General features: G+C 47.0%; 19 protein-coding genes. 14 read left to right on the top strand and 5 right to left on the bottom strand.

Going from position 1 to position 21,476, the window contains the following annotated elements:
* Nucleotides 1–288 precede the first annotated feature (288 nt).
* From AC6I8D_RS23835 to AC6I8D_RS23845, 3 genes are all read left to right on the top strand, one after another.
* Entirely contained in the window at nucleotides 289–462 is a 174-nt protein-coding gene (locus AC6I8D_RS23835; RefSeq protein WP_497821115.1) for a hypothetical protein, read from the top strand.
* 47 nt (nucleotides 463–509) lie between these two features.
* Nucleotides 510–713, top strand: a complete 204-nt coding sequence (locus AC6I8D_RS23840) for an Hha/YmoA family nucleoid-associated regulatory protein (RefSeq protein WP_312760095.1) — start codon at nucleotides 510–512, stop codon at nucleotides 711–713.
* 1,047 nt (nucleotides 714–1,760) lie between these two features.
* On the top strand, nucleotides 1,761–4,748 hold the full coding sequence (locus tag AC6I8D_RS23845; protein ID WP_497821116.1) for an autotransporter outer membrane beta-barrel domain-containing protein: 2,988 nt from the start codon (nucleotides 1,761–1,763) through the stop codon (nucleotides 4,746–4,748).
* Nucleotides 4,749–5,444: 696 nt separating this feature from the next.
* On the opposite strand, the gene AC6I8D_RS23850 is transcribed toward AC6I8D_RS23845, so the two are convergent.
* From AC6I8D_RS23850 to AC6I8D_RS23865, 4 genes are all read right to left on the bottom strand, one after another.
* Nucleotides 5,445–6,014: a hypothetical protein gene (locus AC6I8D_RS23850; protein WP_497821117.1), complete on the bottom strand. Its 570-nt coding sequence runs from the start codon at nucleotides 6,012–6,014 to the stop codon at nucleotides 5,445–5,447.
* A gap of 128 nt (nucleotides 6,015–6,142) precedes the next feature.
* Nucleotides 6,143–6,550 carry a LuxR C-terminal-related transcriptional regulator gene (locus AC6I8D_RS23855; protein WP_497821118.1) on the bottom strand — a complete coding sequence of 136 codons (408 nt, stop codon included), beginning with the start codon at nucleotides 6,548–6,550 and terminating at the stop codon, nucleotides 6,143–6,145.
* Entirely contained in the window at nucleotides 6,531–6,776 is a 246-nt protein-coding gene (locus AC6I8D_RS23860; protein WP_497821119.1) for a hypothetical protein, read from the bottom strand. Before AC6I8D_RS23860 ends, AC6I8D_RS23855 begins: the two co-directional genes overlap by 20 nt.
* Before the next feature lie 46 nt (nucleotides 6,777–6,822).
* Nucleotides 6,823–7,413, bottom strand: a complete 591-nt coding sequence (locus AC6I8D_RS23865; RefSeq protein ID WP_312056199.1) for a helix-turn-helix domain-containing protein — start codon at nucleotides 7,411–7,413, stop codon at nucleotides 6,823–6,825.
* Between the two features lie 1,015 nt (nucleotides 7,414–8,428).
* Between AC6I8D_RS23865 and AC6I8D_RS23870 the strand changes: the two genes are divergently transcribed.
* From AC6I8D_RS23870 to AC6I8D_RS23920, 11 genes are all read left to right on the top strand, one after another.
* On the top strand, nucleotides 8,429–8,746 hold the full coding sequence (locus AC6I8D_RS23870; protein ID WP_312056200.1) for a hypothetical protein: 318 nt from the start codon (nucleotides 8,429–8,431) through the stop codon (nucleotides 8,744–8,746).
* A gap of 9 nt (nucleotides 8,747–8,755) precedes the next feature.
* A complete protein-coding gene (locus AC6I8D_RS23875) occupies nucleotides 8,756–8,980 on the top strand; it encodes a hypothetical protein (RefSeq protein ID WP_497821120.1) in 225 nt (74 codons plus the stop codon).
* A 110-nt stretch (nucleotides 8,981–9,090) separates the two neighbouring features.
* Nucleotides 9,091–9,621: a fimbrial protein gene (locus tag AC6I8D_RS23880; RefSeq protein WP_312056203.1), complete on the top strand. Its 531-nt coding sequence runs from the start codon at nucleotides 9,091–9,093 to the stop codon at nucleotides 9,619–9,621.
* Nucleotides 9,622–9,687: 66 nt separating this feature from the next.
* Nucleotides 9,688–10,425, top strand: a complete 738-nt coding sequence (locus AC6I8D_RS23885) for a fimbrial biogenesis chaperone (RefSeq protein ID WP_497821121.1) — start codon at nucleotides 9,688–9,690, stop codon at nucleotides 10,423–10,425.
* Nucleotides 10,426–10,452: 27 nt separating this feature from the next.
* Nucleotides 10,453–13,047 (top strand): fimbria/pilus outer membrane usher protein, encoded by a 2,595-nt coding sequence (locus AC6I8D_RS23890; RefSeq protein WP_497821122.1) that lies wholly within the window; start codon nucleotides 10,453–10,455, stop codon nucleotides 13,045–13,047.
* Between the two features lie 14 nt (nucleotides 13,048–13,061).
* The gene (locus AC6I8D_RS23895) at nucleotides 13,062–14,114 is read left to right on the top strand and encodes a fimbrial protein (protein ID WP_312056208.1); all 1,053 of its coding nucleotides are present in this window, start codon (nucleotides 13,062–13,064) and stop codon (nucleotides 14,112–14,114) included.
* A 61-nt stretch (nucleotides 14,115–14,175) separates the two neighbouring features.
* Complete coding sequence (locus tag AC6I8D_RS23900; RefSeq protein ID WP_497821123.1) at nucleotides 14,176–14,838, top strand: response regulator; 663 nt, start codon at nucleotides 14,176–14,178, stop codon at nucleotides 14,836–14,838.
* 80 nt (nucleotides 14,839–14,918) lie between these two features.
* Entirely contained in the window at nucleotides 14,919–16,196 is a 1,278-nt protein-coding gene (locus AC6I8D_RS23905; RefSeq protein WP_497821124.1) for a TolC family outer membrane protein, read from the top strand.
* A 26-nt stretch (nucleotides 16,197–16,222) separates the two neighbouring features.
* A complete protein-coding gene (locus AC6I8D_RS23910) occupies nucleotides 16,223–17,482 on the top strand; it encodes an HlyD family secretion protein (protein ID WP_312056213.1) in 1,260 nt (419 codons plus the stop codon).
* A 16-nt stretch (nucleotides 17,483–17,498) separates the two neighbouring features.
* Complete coding sequence (locus AC6I8D_RS23915; protein ID WP_312760070.1) at nucleotides 17,499–19,688, top strand: peptidase domain-containing ABC transporter; 2,190 nt, start codon at nucleotides 17,499–17,501, stop codon at nucleotides 19,686–19,688.
* Nucleotides 19,669–20,103 (top strand): DcrB-related protein, encoded by a 435-nt coding sequence (locus AC6I8D_RS23920; protein WP_312056215.1) that lies wholly within the window; start codon nucleotides 19,669–19,671, stop codon nucleotides 20,101–20,103. The genes AC6I8D_RS23915 and AC6I8D_RS23920 overlap by 20 nt, the downstream gene beginning before the upstream one ends.
* 414 nt (nucleotides 20,104–20,517) lie before the next feature.
* On the opposite strand, the gene AC6I8D_RS23925 is transcribed toward AC6I8D_RS23920, so the two are convergent.
* Complete coding sequence (locus tag AC6I8D_RS23925; RefSeq protein WP_497821125.1) at nucleotides 20,518–21,438, bottom strand: substrate-binding domain-containing protein; 921 nt, start codon at nucleotides 21,436–21,438, stop codon at nucleotides 20,518–20,520.
* Nucleotides 21,439–21,476: the final 38 nt, after the last annotated feature.

The following is a 21,476-nucleotide window of genomic DNA, read 5'->3' on the forward strand; positions in this document are numbered from 1 at the left end:
CACACAGCCATAAATATTATTTCCCCCAAACCAGACCGCTCAATAAATAACCAATCAAAACCATTATAGCGGCTAACATCAAATTTTTTAGCACTTAAAATGTCTGATAATAGCGGCGCTGACCGATCTGCATCAGGATTTTCTAAACAGTCGGATATTTCCGTCCTGAAATGCGCCACAGCAGACACCGATAGCTCAGCATGCAGTAAGCAGATAAGGCCAGGATGATAAACCCACGCAAGGGTTACGCCTTTATGGGCACTGTCACTTTACGAGGAGAGCAATATTGTGAGTCTGAACGTCAGCAGGATGGGTTCGATGCAACAGCGGCCCGACCGCGGTGCGCAGCTGATTTATCCTGGCGCTCTGCTCATCCTGATGCTTAACCCGGTGACATCATTCTGGCCGGGCAAACGCGATCAGCTTACAAATCTGTTAACCGCCATCCAGCCTGATAATTGATGCCTCAACTAAGACGGCCAAAATTTTATCTTTTCAAGTGAGGGTTTATGAAGAAGATTGATTATTTATTACAGTTAAGAAATTGCCCAAGTAAAGATATTCTTGATATTGCGACCAGCTATATGCGCAAAGGTGTACCAATAGAAGATCGTGCTTGCTTCGAAGGTGCTTACGATCACCGCCGAGCCGAACTGGCAATGAATAAAATTTACAGTGAAGTGCCCAGCGAAGCCTGGCGGCATGTCAATTAGCTCCCCATACTGATCACGCAAAACCAGATGTTCTCTGTACCAGGACCGACAAATCCGGCTAGTGAATTTACTTTCCTGCCGGAACCTAAGAGACAGAACAACCTCCGCCTGATGCTCAGTCTTTTAGTTTCCGGCAGGGGTGTAACAATCCGTCGCTATGGTCGATTTTAAGCGTCCGATCACAACCGCTATCGCTGGCTGCTGCCCGCACAATCGCAACCTGCCGCTACCCATTAACCCGTACGGCTTACCTTTTATACAACGTCTCATCTTTTCGTCTGAATACACAAACTGCAGGGTTCCGCTTTTGCCGATGAATGATAATCATCATATTCGGGCGACATCTGATGCCGGCTAATCCTATTAACGGCGATCAAATCACTCGTTAGCGGCGCGATTAGCCATTATAACTGCGTCATTTTTTTAATATGTCTATTAATTGCTGATTAGTGCCGCCGCATGAGCTTCAGCTTGGGCCGTCATCCCCAGCCTTTAAAATCATTTCAATGATTAGGGAATGGTTACCTGCCCGGCTTATCATTTAACCGATAAACGTTAATGACTTCATTAATGTCCAGCCTGCAATAAGGCGTTATTTTTCGACAACGAACCTGGTTGATTCGCGCGCCCCCAATTCAACTCATTATAAACAAGCTGCGATAACGTCAGATATTCCCCTTCGAATCCCGGATTAACTGTAAAAAGGCATAATCAAAAAAGAATGTAGGTGAACTTATTTAACATCCATATCCTGACGGCAATTGTCGCATCACCTTAATTTTCAAAGGAGATCCTTTTCAGAGGCGAACACTGCCGCCTTCAAAAGGTAAAACCCGGCAATCTCAGCTCCTTTACACAATTCGATTCTGCCCGGCATAATCCTGTCACGTTGGTTAAAAATGAGGTAATCAACTTACTAACTTCAACTGAGCTGGCCGGTATTCGCTCGGTCTGCTCATTCATTCTGCTTAATATCCCTCTGCTGATATCAGGATTAACAGCGCTGAATTCGGGTCATTAATAAAATCTTAAGGAAGAGTTACGGCTATGAATAATAAATTTAGAATGAGCAAGATCGCGAAGATGCTAATGCTGGCCAGTGGCGTCAGCGTTATGCCCGCCCCGACCACTGCGGCAATAATCGGAAGCCAGACCGGCAGCGATATTACCCTGCCAGACGGCACCATCCTGATGGGCGACAAAATCAGCAGTGGCGGACTTTACGGCATTCTGGTGCCCACCGGAACCACTGCGACCGTTGATGCAGGCATTGGCAGCACCGTCCGCGTTACCGATGCTGACCATATCGCCCAGGGCATCGTGTTAAGAGGCCCGGAGAGCCAGTTTACTGCGGATAAACTCATTGTCAGTGTATCGGGCAAAACAGCCAACGGCTTTGAGCTGGCGGGTAAGCATTCCCACGCTGAATTAGGTACCGGCAGTTCGGTGGCTACCGTCGGAACCGGCAATGGATTCGCTGATGCCGTAACGGTGAGCAATGGCTCCAGCCTGACAGCGGAGAAGTTGCAAATTATCACTCAGGGTACTGCCGGACGTGGCCTGCATGTTTCCGGCTACGGCACAGAGGTCAGCTTAGGAAATAACAGCACCATTCAGACAAACGGCGATAACAGCCACGGCGTTCAGATTGATGCGGCGACCGGCCAGGCTACAGACAGCCTGCCATTACTGACGGCCAATCAGCTCACGATTAATACGCTGGGCGAACGCTCTAATGGGGTTAATATTCAGGCAAACAGTTCAGTAGACCTTGGCAGCCATTCCAACATCATTACTACAGGTGATATCTCTGCGGGGATCTGGAGCCTGGGTAATTTAACCGCCGATCATCTGACCATCAGTACCTCCGGAGTGGAAGCCGCAGGCCTGTCCGTAAGAGAAGACGGGGTCGCCGACGTTGGCGCGGGCAGTACCATTTCCTCGACTCAAACCGGTGCAATTGTGGCGATGGGTGAGCACGCCGTTCTGAATTTTTTTGGCACCGGGGAAGAACGGAACACGTTAAAATCCGCGGGCTTATACGGCGCTTTATCGCAGTCTGCAGGCTCAATGGTCAATCTGCTGAATACCGACATTGCCATTAATAGTGTCAATAGTTCCGGGTTTGGCTTGCTGGCAATCAATGGGCAGATTAACGGTGAGAACCTGACCATCACCGGATTAGCGGACAGCACCATCGGGGCTTACGCCTTAAGCGGCGGGCAGATTAATCTTCACGGCGATTTAACCGTTGATATGGGTTCGCCGGAAGGGGTTGCGATCGCCACTCAGCATGATGATGGCTATGCGCCGGGCGTGATTGCCGCTGACGCAACAATGGCGATTACCGGTAGCGTGATATCGCAAGGTGGGTTAATCGATCTCAATTTTGCCTCCGGCTCGCGCTGGTCAGGCAGTGCTGGCAGCGACCATGTCAATGAGGGTCATCTTAACGTCAATCTGACCGACAGTCAGTGGCTGGTAGCCGGCAATTCTGAGCTGGATAACCTGCAAATGCATAATTCGCTGATCGACATGACCGCAGCCAGCGACGTCGACGCTTACTCCACTCTTACTGTTGCTAACCTGAGCGGCAACGGCGATTTTGCCTTACGTACCGATCTGGTCGGGGAGGGAGATGGCGTCAATAATATTGGCGATAAGGTTGTGGTGACTGAAAGCAGCGCGGGTGATTACACCTTATTCATCCAAAACCGGGGCAGCGCCACCACGACCGGTAACGAAGTGCTGACCGTGGTTGAAACGCCCGATGGCGTCGCGACCTTCAAAGGAGACACAGATGTTGAACTGGGTGGTTATGTCTACACCGTTAACCAACAGGGCACCGACTGGGTGCTTTCCGCGCCAAAAGTCGAAGTCGTCCCCCCGGAAGAGATACCCGCTCCCCCGGCAGAGTCGCCTGAAGCAGAACCTTCTCCACCAGCCGATAATGGCGAAGCATCGCCAGCCGTGCCGCCAGTAGCAGAGCCTTCTCCGCCAGCCGATAATGGCGAAGCATCGCCAGCCGTGCCGCCAGTAGCAGAGCCAGTTCCACCGGCAGTGGGTGAAGACAGCGCTTCACCCGCCGCTCCAGCAGCACCGCCGGCAACCAGCGGCCCGACAGTGATCAGCAGCAGTGCTAATGCCGGTGCAAACTTCCTGAATATTGGTTATTTACTGAATTACGCCGAAACCCAAACGTTGATGCAACGGATGGGCGATGTACGCCAGGGTAAAACCACCGGCAACGTATGGCTGCGTGGTATTGATGGTCGCTTTAGCGGTTTTGCCAGCGGCAAGTTAAGTCATTTCAGTATGAACTATAGCGGTTATCAGTTCGGCGCAGACAAACGTGTTGCTGATGAAGTCCCTGTTTATCTGGGTTTGTTTATGGGAGCAACAGACGGCTCACCACACTATCAAAGTGGCAAGGGTGCAACCCACTCCAGCCATTTCGGCCTTTACAGCACCTGGATAAATGACAGCGGCTACTACCTCGATGGCGTCATTAAATTCAACCGGCTTAAAAATCAGTTCAGCGTCAACGATACGCAACATAATCGTGTGTCCGGAACGGGCGTCTCGTCCGGTTACAGCGCATCACTGGAAGCCGGGAAAAAATTCAGCTTCTCAGACAGCGCCAACGGTGTTTACCTGGAACCTCAGCTGCAGCTGACGGTCGGTCATCAGGATGGCAGCTCGCTGCGTGCCTCTAACGGACTGAAGATCGACCTGTCTGGCTATAAATCTGTGATTGGTCGGGGCAGTCTGCTGGCGGGGTATGAAATTAATCAACACGGTTATAAATTTAATGGTTACTTTAAAACCGGCATGATGCGTGAGTTTTCAGGTGATGCGAAGTATGCACTGAATGGTTCTGATGAACGACTCTCCTTTAAGGGAACCGGCTGGAATAACGGCATTGGTATCAGTGCTGAGCGCAGCAATCATACCCTCTTTCTGGAAGCCGATAGCGTTGACGGCAGTCGTTTCAATCAGCGTCAGGTCAATGCCGGCTATCGCTTTAACTTTTGATCGTCAACCCGTGAAGCCGCAACAATGTTGCGGCTTCCGCTGATGATAATGAAGAGCGGTTGATCGATAAACACTAAACATGAACAGTAAAACCCAGCACGATATTGACCAGCCAGACAGGTACAGGGCTTAGCACGTTATCGTGCAGTCAGTGATCTGCTGTGAACCAACAAAGCCAGCCCTGAAGCTGGCTTTGTTTTGCCGGTTATTATTTCGGCAACAGTCGGGCATGTTAGCCCGGTACCTGTACTCGCCGGCTTTGGACGGTCAAAAAGGGGCATGAGAATGATTTTGCCACACTGTTATCGATAAACGGCAGCCTGGCCGATGAAGCTGACCAGTGGCGCTGCCGTAGCCGATTTTTTTATTGAATCGTAGTTGCGGATAGACATCAGCGGGTAGTGCAGAGGTCAATACTGCTGCAGCATCGGGCCTTCGCCGCAGTTACACCGATAGTGCAGGCATCCAGGAAAGGGATTCTGACTGCAGACTCAGAACAATACATAACGCATTCTGATCAAAGCCGCAGTATCCAGCATTGACGGATACCGGCAGGCGCGACATTTAGCGTTTTTTAACATCCTGTCAGGTTCGTTATCGGAGGATTTTCAGGCTTACCAGCCCATCAGTCGCAGTGATATCAACACAGATGTCGTTTTATAACGTCGTTAAGGCCCACTCAATCCGTCGCAGCGGTTATGGCTGGCAGTGTTGAGGGGCGACGGCCGAGAGCGTCAGCAACTGAGGATTAAGGCTAAACGGCGCCCTATCTGCTTCGCTCGCCGAAACCCATTGAGCCGTCATTTTATCCGGTTTGTTTAAAACAATCTGACTGAAGTAACGCTTTCCTGCCTGCAACGTCAGGGATGTCGCCGAAATATTTTCAGATTGTCCGAAACGACGCTTATCCAGTTGACCAACTGAAATATCGAGCGCGATAGCGCCCGGGCAGAGAATGAGCTCGACTGCACGATTGCGGGGAAGAATGCTGGTGAAATATTGCTTATTGATAAAAATGCTCACCACTTTTCTTGACGCAGGCGAGTTATCATCATCTACCCGATAAAGAATTACTTTTGCGTATGCCTCAGATACCGAGCGGGAGTGGGTAATCTCAGTATAAGGCTCCGCTCTCAATGACGCCGCCGCCGCATAGTTGCAATAAAGGTAACTAAATAAAACGATTATCATTATAAACACGATAGCCATAGCGGCGCTGAAAGGAAACTTTATCCAGCGAGGGGCATTTTGAGAAGGATGTTTCATGAAGGACTCTCACAGAAATATTAAGAGCCTCATGAATTTGGCTCTACAGAGGCTTCTGATAGTTATTATCTATAAAAATTTCACCTATTCACCAGACAGATGAGTGTGAATTTAGCTGGGTATCCTGTCTATTCATCTTTTATTATCCCTTTGTATAATTCCAGTAAAGAAACAGCATTAAGAAATGAGTGAAACTCATAATCTCCCTTGATATTAAATTTTTTCATAACATTATACTTATGTGCATAGATAGTCTTGACGGAAAGACCAAGAAATTTTGCTGTATGCTGAGCGTCATTGCCTTTTTTCAGGAAACTCATGACCTGCAACTGGACTAATGAAATCCGCGAAAAATTGCAACGTGCACAATCTGATGAATGAAATCCGTGCGAACTTTCATCGTGTGCAAGCAGCCAGGCTTTGGTGAACTTATCTCTGACATTTTTTACACTTGTGCTCCATGAGATCACCGTCAATGACTGGTAGCATATTGGCAGTTCTTCCGCGATAATTTTGTCAGGCTGATCGGTAAACACCAAATAGCAGGCAGCCTTTTTTTCTGTACTGGTACGCAGGCTGACACAAATGAAGTCGCCATTGCGAGAAGTTGATTATAATAATGTCCGCTTTCGCCAGGTTATTACTGTCAAACCCGGTTAAAAAATCCACATTTGCACTGAACAGAAAGGCTTCTTTAATCAGCTCGATGATACCCAGCTTAAAGTAAAGATTGTCATCCTTGCATATCACCTTAACATCCATTTTATTTCCTTTTAACGCCCAGATATTCGAGCTGCAGTAAATTACGCTAGGTAAACTTACCATTTACCAACTCAAGCTCTCCCTTCTCTTTCAGGTCTTTTAACACCCGACAGATGGAACTCTTAGAAAGATGAGAGCTATGCTCGATCAGATAAAGTGCCGAGAAGCGCTTCTTAAGGTGCGGAGGTAATTTTTTCCAGCGACCAATCAACGAAATCACCTCATCATAAGAATTGCTCTTTGGCAGTTGAATGTAATTCATCAGATCAGAATACTGTCCTGAGAGAATTGACATCGCATCGTTAAACAGGTTCTTTTCAAACACCAGCATCCAGAATTTCTCATAATCAATAAAACTGACCTTACCGTAATCAACTCTTTCGAGGTATATGGGCGGCTCGTCCAGCGCCGGCGTAACGCCGATAACAGAAGGCGCAGCCAGAATGTTAAGGACTTTATTCTCCCCTTTTATCTTGATCAAAAAATCACCATCAAGAATAAACATGACCCGCCGGACGTTATCTTTAGTCAAATGATAGCGGCGCTTTCCCCGTGATATCTCATCGGGATTAGCAATCTGGGTATAACCCGCCAATGCATCGATGATGCGCTCATGATTCTCACTCACTCTATACATATCGATTAACCCAATTCAATTGATACACAAGCCTGGGATAAGCAACTCATGTTCAATATTTAAATTTTAGAAAAACCAGTCTGCGCTGTTATCTTTGCTTGTTCCTGGTGAGCCGATTTTTTCGCTACCTGTTCTCCAACCCATAAACTGGGAAAAGAGAATTATCGGGTTCGCTATAATAAAATCAGCTCAGTAAAATTCAATCCCACAAACCAGTCAAAAGGAAGGATCAAAATCCAGTAAGCAAGGAAACAACCACACCAAACACTGCTTAAAACTTATTTTTCAGATCATATATCCGCAAAACAGGGATATAGTTATTGTGTTATAACTTTTTTCCTAAAATTTCACTTTCACATACCCATATGATTACCGATGTTATCGAAGTGGCAATTTAAACCCCCTCCATCACAAAATCCTGAACCAAAAAAAATCATCTTAATTTCCTCCTTAATATTGGAATCAATGTTAATGCCTGTTCAGAAAAAATTTTATCCTCAAAAGCGCAATCCGAAGCAGACAAAGAATCCCACCACCAAACAGAGGATATTGTATGTAGCAACAAAATAAATGGCCATTTATTCTGTTTATTTGCCTTTATATAGTCAAATGGCCCAACCATTTCATCCAATGTCTTTATCGTTATTTGTAGTTGAGTAAGGTTCTATAAATTGAGCTGATTTTCTTGTAAGGGGCAATCTTGTGGCACGTTAAGAAGATGGGGACCTCAGAATCCTGCGGGTAACAGATATCATTAACTATAGGATCCGGATAATTAAAATGGGACTAAACACCTAACAAAGCGTAACTCCGCCCCCCTTTACCTATAATAAAGACGAGAGGAAATGCGAAGGTTACATAATTACCATGCAGGTTACGTAATTGTAAATAAACCAACCAAAACTAAAAACAAAACTCATTATGGATGATTTACTATTTAAATAGCCTCAATTAATTTATTTAATAGCGCAGCTCAAGTGGAAAAGTATTAAAAACTAATAAGGGAGACAGATAAGTGAGAGAGTTAACTTCTTTTGAAATGCAACACGTTTCAGGTGCAGGCTTTTTTGATTTTATTGGTTCAGTTGTTGTTGGGGCTGTTGCTGGCATCACTTCTTTCGGTTTGAAATGGGCAATGAGTGGTGGAAGTGCGGGTGGCGTGCTTGGCGCTGGCATTATTTCTGGCGGTGTAGGTTTAATCGTCGGCGCCGTAGTTGGTCTGGTTGATGGTGCTCTGTATGGCGCGATGAATGGCTGGGATGCAACGTCAGCCTGGTTTACACAAATGACTGAAAACCAGTTTGATTTGAATAACAAACCCGTTGCGGCATAAGGTACAAAAATGCGTGAATTAAAAGCAAGTGAAGTTTCCTGCGTCAGTGGAGGTTCATTAACCTCAATGATTCTCGACTTTTTCAAAAACCTGAACGCGCCTTCTCAGGAAGAAAAAACCGAATGGATCCGTCCTGATGCCGTTCCTGATGCCAGTACCGTTAGTGGTCGTGACTTTGGCCTTGGCATTGTTGGTCTGGGCATTACAGTGGCCTTTGGCCTGCTGTTTTTTTAATTACGGCGAGATGATTTCTCCCGTAACCCTACTTTGAGTGGTTGCAGGTCATCGTCACTGCTCATTGTTAATGCAGTTCATCTTTTTATTTTTTATACAAAGGAAAGTATATGAAAAAGGTATCTTTGATTTCTCTTGGTCTGTTACTGGCAGCGGCGCAGGTTAATGCAGCAGAAGCATCTGATGGCACCATCAATTTTACTGGCCAGATTAACAGCCAGACTTGTACCGTAAGTGTTAACGGTGGTCCAAGTACCAATACCGTGGCACTGCCTGCGGTCTCTTCAAGCCTGCTGAAAACCGCAGGTCAGACTGCTGGTGCTACACGTTTTAACATCGATCTGAGCGATTGTGCGGTTAAAACCGGTAACGTTTTTGCCTATTTTGAGCAAGGCGCTAACGTTAATGCCAACGGCCGTCTGACCAATACTGGTAGCGCAACTAACGTCGACCTGCAGCTGCTGGACAATAACAGCGTTGCGCTGAACGCTGGCAGCACCGAGCAGTCAGCTTCTCCGCTTACTGCAGCCCTGACTGATGGCGCGGCAACCCTGACTTATGCCGCTCAGTACTTTGCTACTGCTGCAGCAACTTCAGGTACTGTTGCTTCATCAGTAACCTATTCAATCAATTACCTCTAATTGATTCGGGTGGGGAGTTAACTTCCCCACCTTTTTTCTCCCCCTCTCTTAAAAACTCAGCCATTTATGAAAAAAAAAAGTGTTAACTTCATCGCCTCACTGATGATTGCTTGCGTTTTTTCAATGCCAGCTCTCGCCAGTGTGACAATTACAGGCACCCGTATTATCTACCCTGCTTCTGAAAAAGAGGTAACGGTACGACTGGATAATCGCAGTGAACGTCCAGCTCTGGTTCAGGCATGGATAGATAATGGCGATCCTAATCAACCGCTGGATAAAATTGACGTTCCCTTTGTTTTGCTGCCCCCGGTATTCCGAATGGAAGCAAATAAAGGACAAACATTACGTATCGTTGTTACTGGCACTACCTTCCCTTCTGATAAAGAGTCGTTGTTCTGGCTCAATGTACTGGACATTCCTCCTCGCGATAAAAGTTTTGCCGATAAAAACCAACTACAAATGGCTATCAGAAGTCGTATTAAACTTTTTTATCGTCCAGCCACGCTGGATTATAAAGGTGCGGAAACAGCAGCATCTGGTCTTATATGGCGCAAAGGTAATAAAAGTAATCAGTTAACGGCATTCAATAACTCACCCTACCACATTAATGTGGCACAAATTACGGCAGAAGACACTACTGGTCATAAAGTAATAAGTGAAAAGGGTGACATGCTGCTACCTGGTGGAAGCAAAGATTTCATCCTGAAAGGGGCCAGCGTAAATCAAATAAAATCCACGTTCGAGTACCAGTATCTGGATGATTTCGGCGCAGCACGGCGTGTCGAAGGACATATCAGCCAGTAATTCTTATGGTGATAATTTAGGGTAATCATGATGGCAAGGACAGTCTCTGTAAAGAAGCCAGCGGGCAAACATTTTTGTCGCTCTTTTTTAGCTCTATTTCTGACCGCTGCAACAACCTCAGCCCTCGCTGAAAACAACGTTGACTTTGATGAATCATTTGTAAAAAACCGGGCAGGGGTAAAAGTTGACGTCACGCGTTATGCTAATGGCAATCCAATAGATCCTGGCATCTATACGCTGGACATTTTTCTTAATGGCCGCCAGGTCGGTAGGGATAACGTTCGCGTTATACGTGACGGAGACGATACTAAGGCGTGTCTTTCATACGATCTGGTAAAAAGCCTGTCTATCAAAGACAGTGTATTTAACTCTCAGCAGGCAGAAGAATTACGCGCCGGAAAAAACTGTTTGTCTCTCGAAGACGTTATCGAGAACAGTAATGCTGCAATAAATAGTGCAGATATGCAAATGGATATTTCTATTCCGCAAATCTACCTGCTGCGATCGGCGCGGGGCTATGTCGCACCGGAGTTCTGGGATAAAGGCGAAACCGCTTTTAGTCTGAACTATAACACTAACTATTATCGGTCCGTTTACAACGGCGGCCGGGAGTATGACTCTTTCTATGGCCGGGCGCTGGCCGGCTTCAACCTTGGCGGCTGGATGTTCCGTCACGATGGTGCGCTCAGCTGGCGGCGTCAGCAGGGAAAAGAAAATCATCGTTATGATGACATGAACACTTATGTGCAGCGTGATATCCCGCTCTTGAAATCGCGTTTACTGTTGGGCGAAGGCAATACCAGTGGTGAAATTTTCGACACCCTTTCCTTCCGCGGCGCTCAGATTTCAACCGTTGACCAGATGTGGCCAGACTCACAGCGCGGATATGCTCCCGAAATTCGTGGTGTCGCGCGAACCAACGCTCAGGTTACCGTGAGTCAAAACGGTAATAAAATTTATGAAACCACCGTCTCGCCAGGTGCATTCAATATCACTGACCTTTACCCGACCGGTTATGGCGGAGATCTGGACGTTACCGTTAAAGAAGCTGACGGTAGTGAAAGCCGGTTTTCTGTACCTTATGCAGCGATGGCACGCTTAAAACGCCCCGGCATGACTTACTATTCACTGACTGGCGGGGTCTCACGCCGTGATAATTTGGTTTATACCCCGTCAGTCTACCAGGGCACTCTTCAGCATGGCTTCAGTAATAGCTTTACCGGTTACTCAGGTATTTTAGGCTCAGATAATTACACCTCACTACTATTCGGTGGCGCGTTTGGCTTACCGATTGGTTCCATCTCTCTGGATATGACGGCCGCGAAGACAACCTATTCAGATGAAAAAAAACAGGGCGTCAGCTATCGGGCGACTTACAGTAAAAAAGTCTCTCAGACTAATACTAACTTCACCCTCGCTGCCTATCGTTTCTCATCTTCCGGCTATTACAGCTTTGATAACGCCTTACAAATTAACAACTATTATAAAATTCATGGTAAAAATGGTACTGGTAATTATATTTCACGTCCTAAACAACGTTTTTCATTGACCGCCAGCCAAAATTTTGAAGAGTCATTTGGGAGTCTGTATCTTACTGGTTTCATTCAAAACTACTGGAATGATACCGGTACCAATACTCAATTCCAACTCGGCTATAACAATCTAATCGGGCAAGTATCCTATACAATCTCGGCGAACCGATTATTATATTCAACCGGTGGACATGATACACAACTATCACTTGATTTCTCTGTCCCTTTAGGCAGCGATAACAGACGCTATTTAACGGCCAGTGCAACGCATAGTAAAGATGGCGTTAATGCTCAAACGTCGATCAATGGGATTGCAGGTGATCAAAACCAGTTCAATTATAACGTTGGCGTAGCACGCGATATTGAAAATAATAAGTCAGGTTCGGTGAGTGGACAATACCGTTCTCCTTACAGCACATTAACCGCCTCTTATACTAAAGGCGAGAATTATTATTCAGCATCGGGTGGGGCCAGCGGCGCCCTGGTAGTATTACCAGATAGCCTGACTTTCAGCGCTTATCAGTCATCAACCTATGCTGTGGTTAGTGCTGAAGATGCCGCGGGAGCCAGGGTTCTGGGTTATCCCAACATTGTGCTTAATAGCAGTGGTCGGGCTATAGTACCGAATCTTAATCCGTACCGTATAAACGAGCTGGCAATCGATCCGAAAGGTATCCCGCTTGATGTCGAAATGGAAGCGACGCAGCAACGCGTCATTCCGGTTGAAGGGGCAGTCGTCAGACTCGACTATAAAACCAGTAAAGGTAAGCCGCTGTTGATTCGCGCTAATCAGCTTAACGGAGAAGCTTTACCTTTTGGTGCATCGGTTAATGATGAAAATGGCAACCTGGTTACCACCGTTTCTCAGGGTGGGCAAATTTATGTGAGGTTGAATAAAGATATTAGTCGTCTGCATGTCTCATGGGGCAAAGCGCCGATTGATAACTGCCTGGTTAACCTGGAGTCGGGTGCAGTGAAAGCGAGCGAAACTAAGACGCTTGCCAGACTCACCACGATATGTAGCAGCGATCAAAATCAGCCTGTTCGCTATGTTTCGAACGGCAAAAACGACAATGACACTCAGGGTTAACGGGAAGCATGATTATGAATTTTTTTATGATTGTTAAGAAAATAACCGGAATAAGTGCCCTGACTCTTTTAGCGCTTAACATCATCGGCTTAACCGCAACCAGCGCGCGTGCGGCGGCTGATACCAAATTAATCTGTAAGGCGCCCTTAACGACTACAGCGTTAGATATGAAAACGATAGGCATTACGCTTTCCTCAGCGATCCCTATTGGTACCACGGTCTATGAGGGTAGTATGAAAGTTGACGTGAAATGTGGCCTCAACTTCCTCGATTATCAAGAAAACCTGAGTGCAGAAGTCTATTTTAAACGATTAGCAATGCCTGAGGGGTCGTTAGGCTACGGACTAACACTGTACCTGGGTTACGGTGGTGAATATTCAAATCAGGCCGGGAGTGTGGCTACCGGGAAAATGATTACCACTTATGCGGGTATCACCGGCGGCGGCGTTCTGAATGATTATACTGAGTTTACTCTGGACGTTCCTTTTAAAATTGTGCGCACGTCTTCTGATTTAAAACCGGTTACGCGTACCACCCTTAACCTGTTTCAGATCGGCTCTGCGGTGATTGGCAGTGATGAAAACTATGTAGCAACTAACCTGCGAAATAATGCTATCACCATAAAAGATGAAACCTGTTCCGTCGCCAGTAATGTGAATCAGGTGGTGCCGTTAGGCAGTTATTCGACCAGTAAAAGCAGTGGATTAGGGGCTGGGGTTGGACAGACCAGCGATGCTGTTCCGTTTAATATTCAGCTAAATTGTGAATCGTTGTTATCAGGTACGTTTGATGTATTGATGCAGTTCGATGGCGATGCGGTGAGCGGTTTATCGGATTTGGGTGTTCTAAGCCTGAATTCAAGCTCATCCGCCAGCGGCGTCGGTGTTCAGATACTGAACGAAAACCAGCAACCGATCGCATTAGCGTCGCCCTTTAATGTTGCTTCTTATCCTTTATCAACGGCTTTAGTCAGCGTGCCGTTATATGCACGTTACTATCAGACTGCTGAGACAGTAAGTCCGGGAAGTGCCAATGCAGTAGCAACTTACACAATAAGTTATCAGTAAACACAAGCAAGGCTCGTCAGAGCCTGCTTTATTCAATTCTAACTGATCAAAGGATTTGTCAGTGGACTTTAACCAAACCAAAAATACGCTACGGATTGGTGTATCTGATGAGAGCCCATTCATTTTTTACGCAGTTCAGTCCATTTTATCAACGGGGTTCTTTCAGCACGAAATCCAGGCCCTTCCTGTTAATAAAGAAGACCTGCTAGTCAAACTTAAGGATACCACACCTGATATATTGATTACCGACTTCAGCTTTAGCTTTGAACGTTATGACTTAAATGGTGTAAAAATAATTGAGGAAATACATAAGCAACTACCTGATCTTAATATCATCATTTTCACCGGTCAGAACAGCCCTTCCATGTTGAATAAATTATTGCAAATCCCTGTCGCAGGCATTGTGAATAAACGTGATGATTGCAAGCAACTGATTGAGGCTTTTCACTGGATATCTTCAGCCAACAAAGGAATATATTATTCAGAGAAAATGAAATACCTGGCACAGGAGATAATTATCGGCACAACGAACAGCCTTTTATCACCGTCAGAAAATGAGATCGTCCGATTATTTGCTATGGGTTACAGCCTGATGGATATCGCCAAAATACGTAAGCGCAGCGTCAGCACTATTGCAACGCAAAAATATAATGCAATGCGAAAGCTACATCTGCAGTCTAATACAGAATTAATAAAATATGTTTTTGCCCAGGAATTAATTTAACCCAGGCATTTTTAATGTATGAAACAGCGAATAAAATGAAAACTCATAACGTAAACAGACTCGTGCTGATGTTTATGTGTATGCCAGCTTATACACATGCAACAAACTTACAGCAAGCTGCGCAAGCCGCATTGAATTACGACTCCGCACTACAGGCCAGCCAGCAAACCAGTGAGGCAGATAAACAAAAATACTGGCAGGGAATGTCAGGAATGTTACCAACGCTCACGCTTGAGGGCAGCTGGGATCGTCAGGAACAGCCTGATAAGAAATACCAGAGCGGTGTTACTTCGCATAATTATGATGTTCGCGTCAGGCAACCGCTGTTTGATATGAGTAAATATGCAGGATGGCGTAAAGGCGTTGCTATTGCCAATACCGCCGAAGCACAGGCACGTCAGGCTGAAGAAAAACTGCTGGGTACGGTAGCCAATGCTTATTTTACCGTGCTGTATCAGCAGGAAGTTCTGCAGGCAGCACAGGCGGCAAGTCACAACTTTAAACAGCAAATGGCAAAGCTGCAGGCCGGTTTAAACAACGGGCAAAATACCCGTACCGAAGTGGATGAGGCGAAGGCGAACTATGCCATTGCTCAGGCCAAACAGATTGAGGCCAGCAATCAACTGCTGCTGGCAGGAGAAGCGGTGCGTCGCTTATCAGGTATTAATCCTGACACCCTGGAACCGGTTAATTTCCAGTGTCTTAACGCCATCTCCTATTCAACATTATCCGAAGCGATCAGTGCCAGTCAGCAGCGTAACACTGATATAAAGGTTGCGATGTTCCAGCACGATCAGGCGGATGCGGATGTATTGGCCGCCGATGCCGCTCATATGCCGGTGGTGTCGCTGTATGCCAGCTATGGCACCAACTGGAGCCGGAATGATAATGACCAAAACTTCCTCTATGACGCTATTTTCGGAACGAATTCGAAAAGTAATAACCTGCAATATGGGGTAAATGTCTCCGTTCCGCTGTTTGCCGGCGGCAATCAATTGTCCCAATCCTTTGAAGCGTCATACCGCCGCGAAGCGTCAAGGTTCAGCACCATAGAAGCACAGCGCAAAGCCATTCAGGAAACACGCTCTGCCTGGCTCAGTCTTACCAATGGTAAAGCGCTTATCGACGCGGAAAAAAATGCGGTTTCATCGGCGCGGGAGAAAGTCGTCTCGGTCAAATATGGTCGCGAGATGGGCTTCCGAACGGTTAACGATGAAATGGACGCCCAGCAGAAATATTACAGCGCACTAAAAGATCAGGCTGAAGCACGGCTTAACTACCTCAACGCGCTGCTTAACCTGGTGCAAAGCACCGGATCGTTATCAATTGAGATGCTGAATTTTTTTCAGTGCCGTTAATCCTCCCACCTACGATGAATAGTTAAATGGAACAGTCACTTTTTCGCCAGGAAGCACTTGATGCTGCTAATCGCGGCAGTCTGGGCACCGTCGCTCTTTATTGTCCGCCGTACCGATGGCTGGTTATTTCCATCGTGATAGTAATTACTGCCGCCACAACACTCTTTTTTATTTTTGGCAGTTATACCAAATATGAATCCTCTACCGGCGAGTTGTTGCCAAAAAACGGCATGCTGATTATTCCCCCACCGGTAAGCGCAACGGTAATTGATATTCCGGTTAAAGAGGGTCAGCGTGTCGAGAAAGGCGATGTATTGATGGTGTTGTCATCAGAAGTCTCGACTCAATTTGGTCAGACGCGTCAGGTGGTTGCAGAAAACCTGGCTGCGCAGCGTAAACGTCTGGAACAGGACCTCGCGACCCTTGGCAAGTTGCATGAAGTGGAAATGCAGGGGCTAAAAGAGACCGTCAATAGTCTTAAATTACAGCAGGAGCAACTGCGTCTTCAGTTAACGCATCGTAAAAAACAGGTCGAGCTGGCGCGATTGCAGCTGACTAAGTTGAATGCCATGCATAACCAGGGCTACGCCTCTAATCGTCAAATGGAAGAGCAGGAGTCGGCACTGCTCGACAGTCAGGCGCGCTATCAGGAATATCAACGACAGCTGCTGGATATTGCTCAGAAAATCCTTCAGACGCAGCAGCAACTGAATGAAAAGCCGCTTGATGAAGCGAAAAAGCGCAACGATATTGAGCGACAGCTGGCGGATAATCGGCAGTCGCTGGTTGAAAACGAAGCCCGGCGCTCTTTTGAATTACGGGCACCGAAAAGCGGTTATATCGGCATGATTATGATCAAGAACGGTCAAATGCTGAATGCAGGGCAGTCGGCAATTGCCATTTTGCCCAGTGACAGTGAGCTGGTCGCTCGCGTCATGGTAAATACCCAATCGATCGGTTTTATTCAGCCCGGACAACGCGTCGTGCTCCGCTATAAAGCTTTCCCCTATCAAAAGTTTGGTCAGCAATACGGCAAAGTGCTCGAAGTTTCACGCACCGCCCTCACCCCGCAAGAAGTCACCATATTAACCGGGAAAAACAACATCCAGGAACAACAATACCGGGTGCTGGTGGCATTGGATAAGCAAACTATCCAGGCCTATCAACAAAATGAATCCCTTAAACCCGGTATGGCGCTCGACGCCGATTTTATTGTCGACAAACGTCGCCTGTACGAGTGGGTCCTGGAGCCGTTATTCGCGCTCGGCCACAAAATTTCGCTCTGATTAAAAGGTCTGTGCTGTGTTGTTAAAAGATAAGCTTAATTTCAGATGGTTTAACCGTCTGCCGATGATCCGTCAGTCACAAGCGACCGAATGTGGACTGGCTTGCCTGGGCATGGTTGCTAACTATCATGGGCATGAGATCGATATGATCACCCTGCGCAGACAGTTTGCAACCTCGCTTAAAGGTGCCACGCTTGCCGATGTCATTGCGATGGCACAACGGCTAAATATGAGTTCACGTGCGCTGCGCGTTGATCTTGAAGAGCTGTCGAAACTGCGTATGCCCTGCATTCTGCACTGGGAGCTGAACCATTTTGTCGTGCTTAAAAAAGTCCGCGGCAATAAGATCACCCTGCACGATCCCGCACGCGGTATTCGGGTACTGACCTTTAAAGAAGCCTCAAACGCATTTACCGGCGTCGCACTGGAGCTTATTCCCTCTTCGACCTTTGAAGTGAAAGAGGAAAAAGCCAGCATCTCAATGATGAAGTTGGTCGGCAGCGTAACGGGTGTCAAGTCTGCGTTCGCTCAGGTACTGATCCTGTCGATAGCGCTGGAGTTGTTCGGCGTATTATCCCCGTTTTTTATGCAGTGGGTAATGGATATGGTACTGGTATCCGCCGACTATTCGCTGTTAACCCTGCTGGGGGTTGGCTTCATCATGATTGCTGTCTTCCAGACTATGATTACTGCACTCCGCTCCTGGGTGATGAGCTGGTTCTCAAGTCAGCTCAGTGTGCAATGGACCATTAATGTCTGCCAGCATATGCTGAAGCTGCCGCTTGACTGGTTTGAGTCACGTCACGTCGGCGATATTTTGTCACGCTACGGTTCACTCAACACCATTCAAAGCACGCTGACTTCACGTTTCATCAGTACCGTACTGGATGGTGTGATGTCGATTGTCACCGTCATGATGCTGTTTATCTATAACGCCAAACTGGCGTGGCTGGTCATCGCGCTCTTTATTGCTTACGGCCTGTTGCGCTTCCTCGCCTATGATCCGGTGCGGCGCGCAAATGAGGAGCAGATCATCAGCTCAGCGCGCACCCAGTCGTCGCTGCTGGAAACGCTGCGCGGTATCCAGGCGGTAAAAACCAACAATAAACAGGTCCCACGTCTTGCCGCCTACATGAATTTTTTGGTGGAGAGTACCAATAAAGGGATCGTGATGCAGAAGCTCAATATCCTGTTTGGTTCGGCGCAGGGAATACTGACCTCGGTAGGTCGGGTGGTACTGGTATGGCTGGCAGCGTTACAGGTGCTGGATGGTAACTTTTCTGCCGGTATGCTCACCGCGTTTATCAGCTTTTCCGATCAGTTTATGAGTCGTGGTGCAGGTTTAATCAATGCGATTATTGATTTCCGTATGCTGCGTATGCATGGAGAACGTCTGGCTGACATCGTCTTATCTGAGACCGAACCCACTGCAGAAGTCAGCCCTGATTTGAGCGGTCACCGCGACGAACCCCACTCCGCTCCGGATCTGGTGCTCGAAAATATTTGCTTCCGCTATGCACCGACTGAACCCTGGGTGATTGACGATATCAGCCTCACGATTAAAGCAGGTGAAAGCGTGGCCATAGTTGGCCCATCGGGTCAGGGTAAAACCACGCTGGCGAAAATTATTCTCGGTTTATTACATCCGGAGAGTGGCGTCATCACCGTTGGCGGCATGGATATCAAACAGACCGGGTTGCAGAATCACCGCAACCGTATTGGCTGTGTGATGCAGGACGATATACTCTTTTCTGGATCGATTAGTGAAAATATCAGCTTTTTTGATAATGAACCCGACCAGGCCAAAATTACTCGCGTGGCACGTCTGGCGCAGATTCATGGCGATATTATGAAAATGCCGATGAATTATCAAAGTCTGGTCGGCGATATGGGATCTTTTCTCTCTGGCGGTCAGTTGCAACGTATTTTGCTTGCCAGAGCACTCTATCGTGAACCGCAAATCCTGGTACTCGATGAAGCCACCAGTCATCTGGATATTTATAACGAAACACAAATCAATAACGCGATTAAGCGTATGAACACTACACGCATCATTATTGCGCATCGCCCGGAAACCATCCGCAGCGCAGACAGAATCGTTATGCTAAACAACGGTAAAATCAGCGAAATCACTGCCGAACAGTTATTTTTGCGCACAGAAAATGAACACCATATGGAAACGAAAAATGAAAAATCAGATATGTAAGTTTAGTGAAGGTATGATTACGTTACCTGAGGGATACAGTGAACGTACAATTAATACCTTTGTCGATAAGCGTTCTGCCCTGCCGCCAATTACTCTTTCGCGTGATGTATTGGGCCATCACAACAGTATCGAAGAGTATATTGAAAGCCAGCTTGTTATTTTAAAAAAGCAGGTTAAAGACTGGCAGCAGGCGGCATACAAGCCGATTGCGCTGGGTGACAATCTGGCAGAGGGTGTACTTATAAAGTATGATTTCCTGCGTCCTGATAACATTCGCCAGTATCAGACACAGGCCATTTTTACGTTGAACATGGAAGATCTGCTGATCTTAACCCTGTCGAAGCCATCCATGCTGACCGAAAAAGATCAGCAGTGCTTAGCTGACATTGTGAACGGTTTTAAACTGTACGATTAACATCCACCCGGCACACTGCCGGGTAAGCTTATTTATTTCAACCTGTTATCTTATAAAAATCTTTCAGCCGCTGCTAAGCGGCTTTTTTATTCCTGTATGCTGTCAGGATTAAAATCCTTATTGAAGAGTGCAGTTTCACATTTTGACAAAACAAACAGATCAGCGGTGTGCAACTATTTTGACCTGACGGATAACCCAGCCTGTCAAAGAGGTAACGGTCGGGAAGCACATTTTCTCTTATATCAATAATTGAACCCTGCTGGCCTTAGGTTGCTATTTTCAGCGTCACACGGTTTATATTAAACCGCAGGTTTATCTGATTAAGCCTCCAGTAATATTTACCGATGCGCCAGGCAATATCTGAATATACCTGGCGCCTATGATATAAATATATAAGCCCAATCACGCTCAATGTTACAGCGCGTTGGCCGCCGCAAATTCTGCGTAATTATCGTGGGTAATGGTTTTATAGGGGACCCAGTTAATCTCATCCACTTTCTGCTTATCCAGCAGCGCCTTCGCCACTTTTACCGCCCCGGTCGCCTGCCCTTTTGCATCCTGAAAAATGGTCAGCGCCATTTTGCCGGTTTTGACGAACTGCTGACCATCCGGCGTACCATCAATGCCCGCCACCAGAATGTGGCTGTTTTTAGCCTGATTCAGCGCCATAATCGCCCCGATGGCCATTTCATCGTTATTGGCGGCAATCGCATCAATCGGGCGCTGGTTGAGCAACCAGCCAGACACCACATCCACTGCTTCATTACGCTGCCAGCGCGCAGTCTGCTTTTCAATAACCGCCATCTGCTTATACTTTGCGATTACCGCTTCCACTGCCCGCGTGCGTTCCCGCGCCTCTTCGTTCGACAGCGCGCCCATCAGGATGGCGACGTTACCGCGATAGTTCATCCTCTTTGCCAGCGCTTCCATCTGCATTTCACCGCCCAGCGCAGAATCTGAGCCGACATAAGCCATATTTTCCGGCAGCTTAACTTCCGGCTTGCGGTTAACAAACACCAATGGAATGCCTGCTGACTGGGCCGCTTTAATCATCGGTAACACGCCCTGGGTATCCACCGGGTTGAGAATTATGGCATCCACACCCTGGTTAATGAAATCCTCAACCTGTTGTACCTGCAGCGCAACATCGCCTTTGGCATCAACGAACTGCCCATCCATCTTCAGTGCGCTGATTTCCCCAACCATTTGAGTGCGCAGGATCGAAACAAAATTAAGGTCAAAGTTTGCCAGCGCCACGCCGATTTTGGGCGTTTTAGCAGCGGCCGACACGCTGATCAGCATGCCGAGAAACAACGCGATTAGTCTGGTTTTCATGGTGTTATCCTGTAGGGTTTTTTATTGTCATAAGTCCG

It is taken from the genome of Pantoea sp. X-Soil-MYKO-1785, from assembly GCF_059730675.1.

Bases quoted from the DNA above. Each gene is read 5' to 3' on its own strand.
- AC6I8D_RS23840 (WP_312760095.1), top strand. From the start codon at position 510: ATGAAGAAGATTGATTATTTATTACAGTTAAGAAATTGCCCAAGTAAA.
- AC6I8D_RS23845 (WP_497821116.1), top strand. From the start codon at position 1,761: ATGAATAATAAATTTAGAATGAGCAAGATCGCGAAGATGCTAATGCTG.
- AC6I8D_RS23850 (WP_497821117.1), bottom strand. From the start codon at position 6,014: ATGAAACATCCTTCTCAAAATGCCCCTCGCTGGATAAAGTTTCCTTTC.
- AC6I8D_RS23860 (WP_497821119.1), bottom strand. From the start codon at position 6,776: ATGGATGTTAAGGTGATATGCAAGGATGACAATCTTTACTTTAAGCTG.
- AC6I8D_RS23865 (WP_312056199.1), bottom strand. From the start codon at position 7,413: ATGTATAGAGTGAGTGAGAATCATGAGCGCATCATCGATGCATTGGCG.
- AC6I8D_RS23875 (WP_497821120.1), top strand. From the start codon at position 8,756: ATGCGTGAATTAAAAGCAAGTGAAGTTTCCTGCGTCAGTGGAGGTTCA.
- AC6I8D_RS23880 (WP_312056203.1), top strand. From the start codon at position 9,091: ATGAAAAAGGTATCTTTGATTTCTCTTGGTCTGTTACTGGCAGCGGCG.
- AC6I8D_RS23885 (WP_497821121.1), top strand. From the start codon at position 9,688: ATGAAAAAAAAAAGTGTTAACTTCATCGCCTCACTGATGATTGCTTGC.
- AC6I8D_RS23890 (WP_497821122.1), top strand. From the start codon at position 10,453: ATGATGGCAAGGACAGTCTCTGTAAAGAAGCCAGCGGGCAAACATTTT.
- AC6I8D_RS23895 (WP_312056208.1), top strand. From the start codon at position 13,062: ATGAATTTTTTTATGATTGTTAAGAAAATAACCGGAATAAGTGCCCTG.
- AC6I8D_RS23905 (WP_497821124.1), top strand. From the start codon at position 14,919: ATGCCAGCTTATACACATGCAACAAACTTACAGCAAGCTGCGCAAGCC.
- AC6I8D_RS23910 (WP_312056213.1), top strand. From the start codon at position 16,223: ATGGAACAGTCACTTTTTCGCCAGGAAGCACTTGATGCTGCTAATCGC.
- AC6I8D_RS23920 (WP_312056215.1), top strand. From the start codon at position 19,669: ATGAAAAATCAGATATGTAAGTTTAGTGAAGGTATGATTACGTTACCT.
- AC6I8D_RS23925 (WP_497821125.1), bottom strand. From the start codon at position 21,438: ATGAAAACCAGACTAATCGCGTTGTTTCTCGGCATGCTGATCAGCGTG.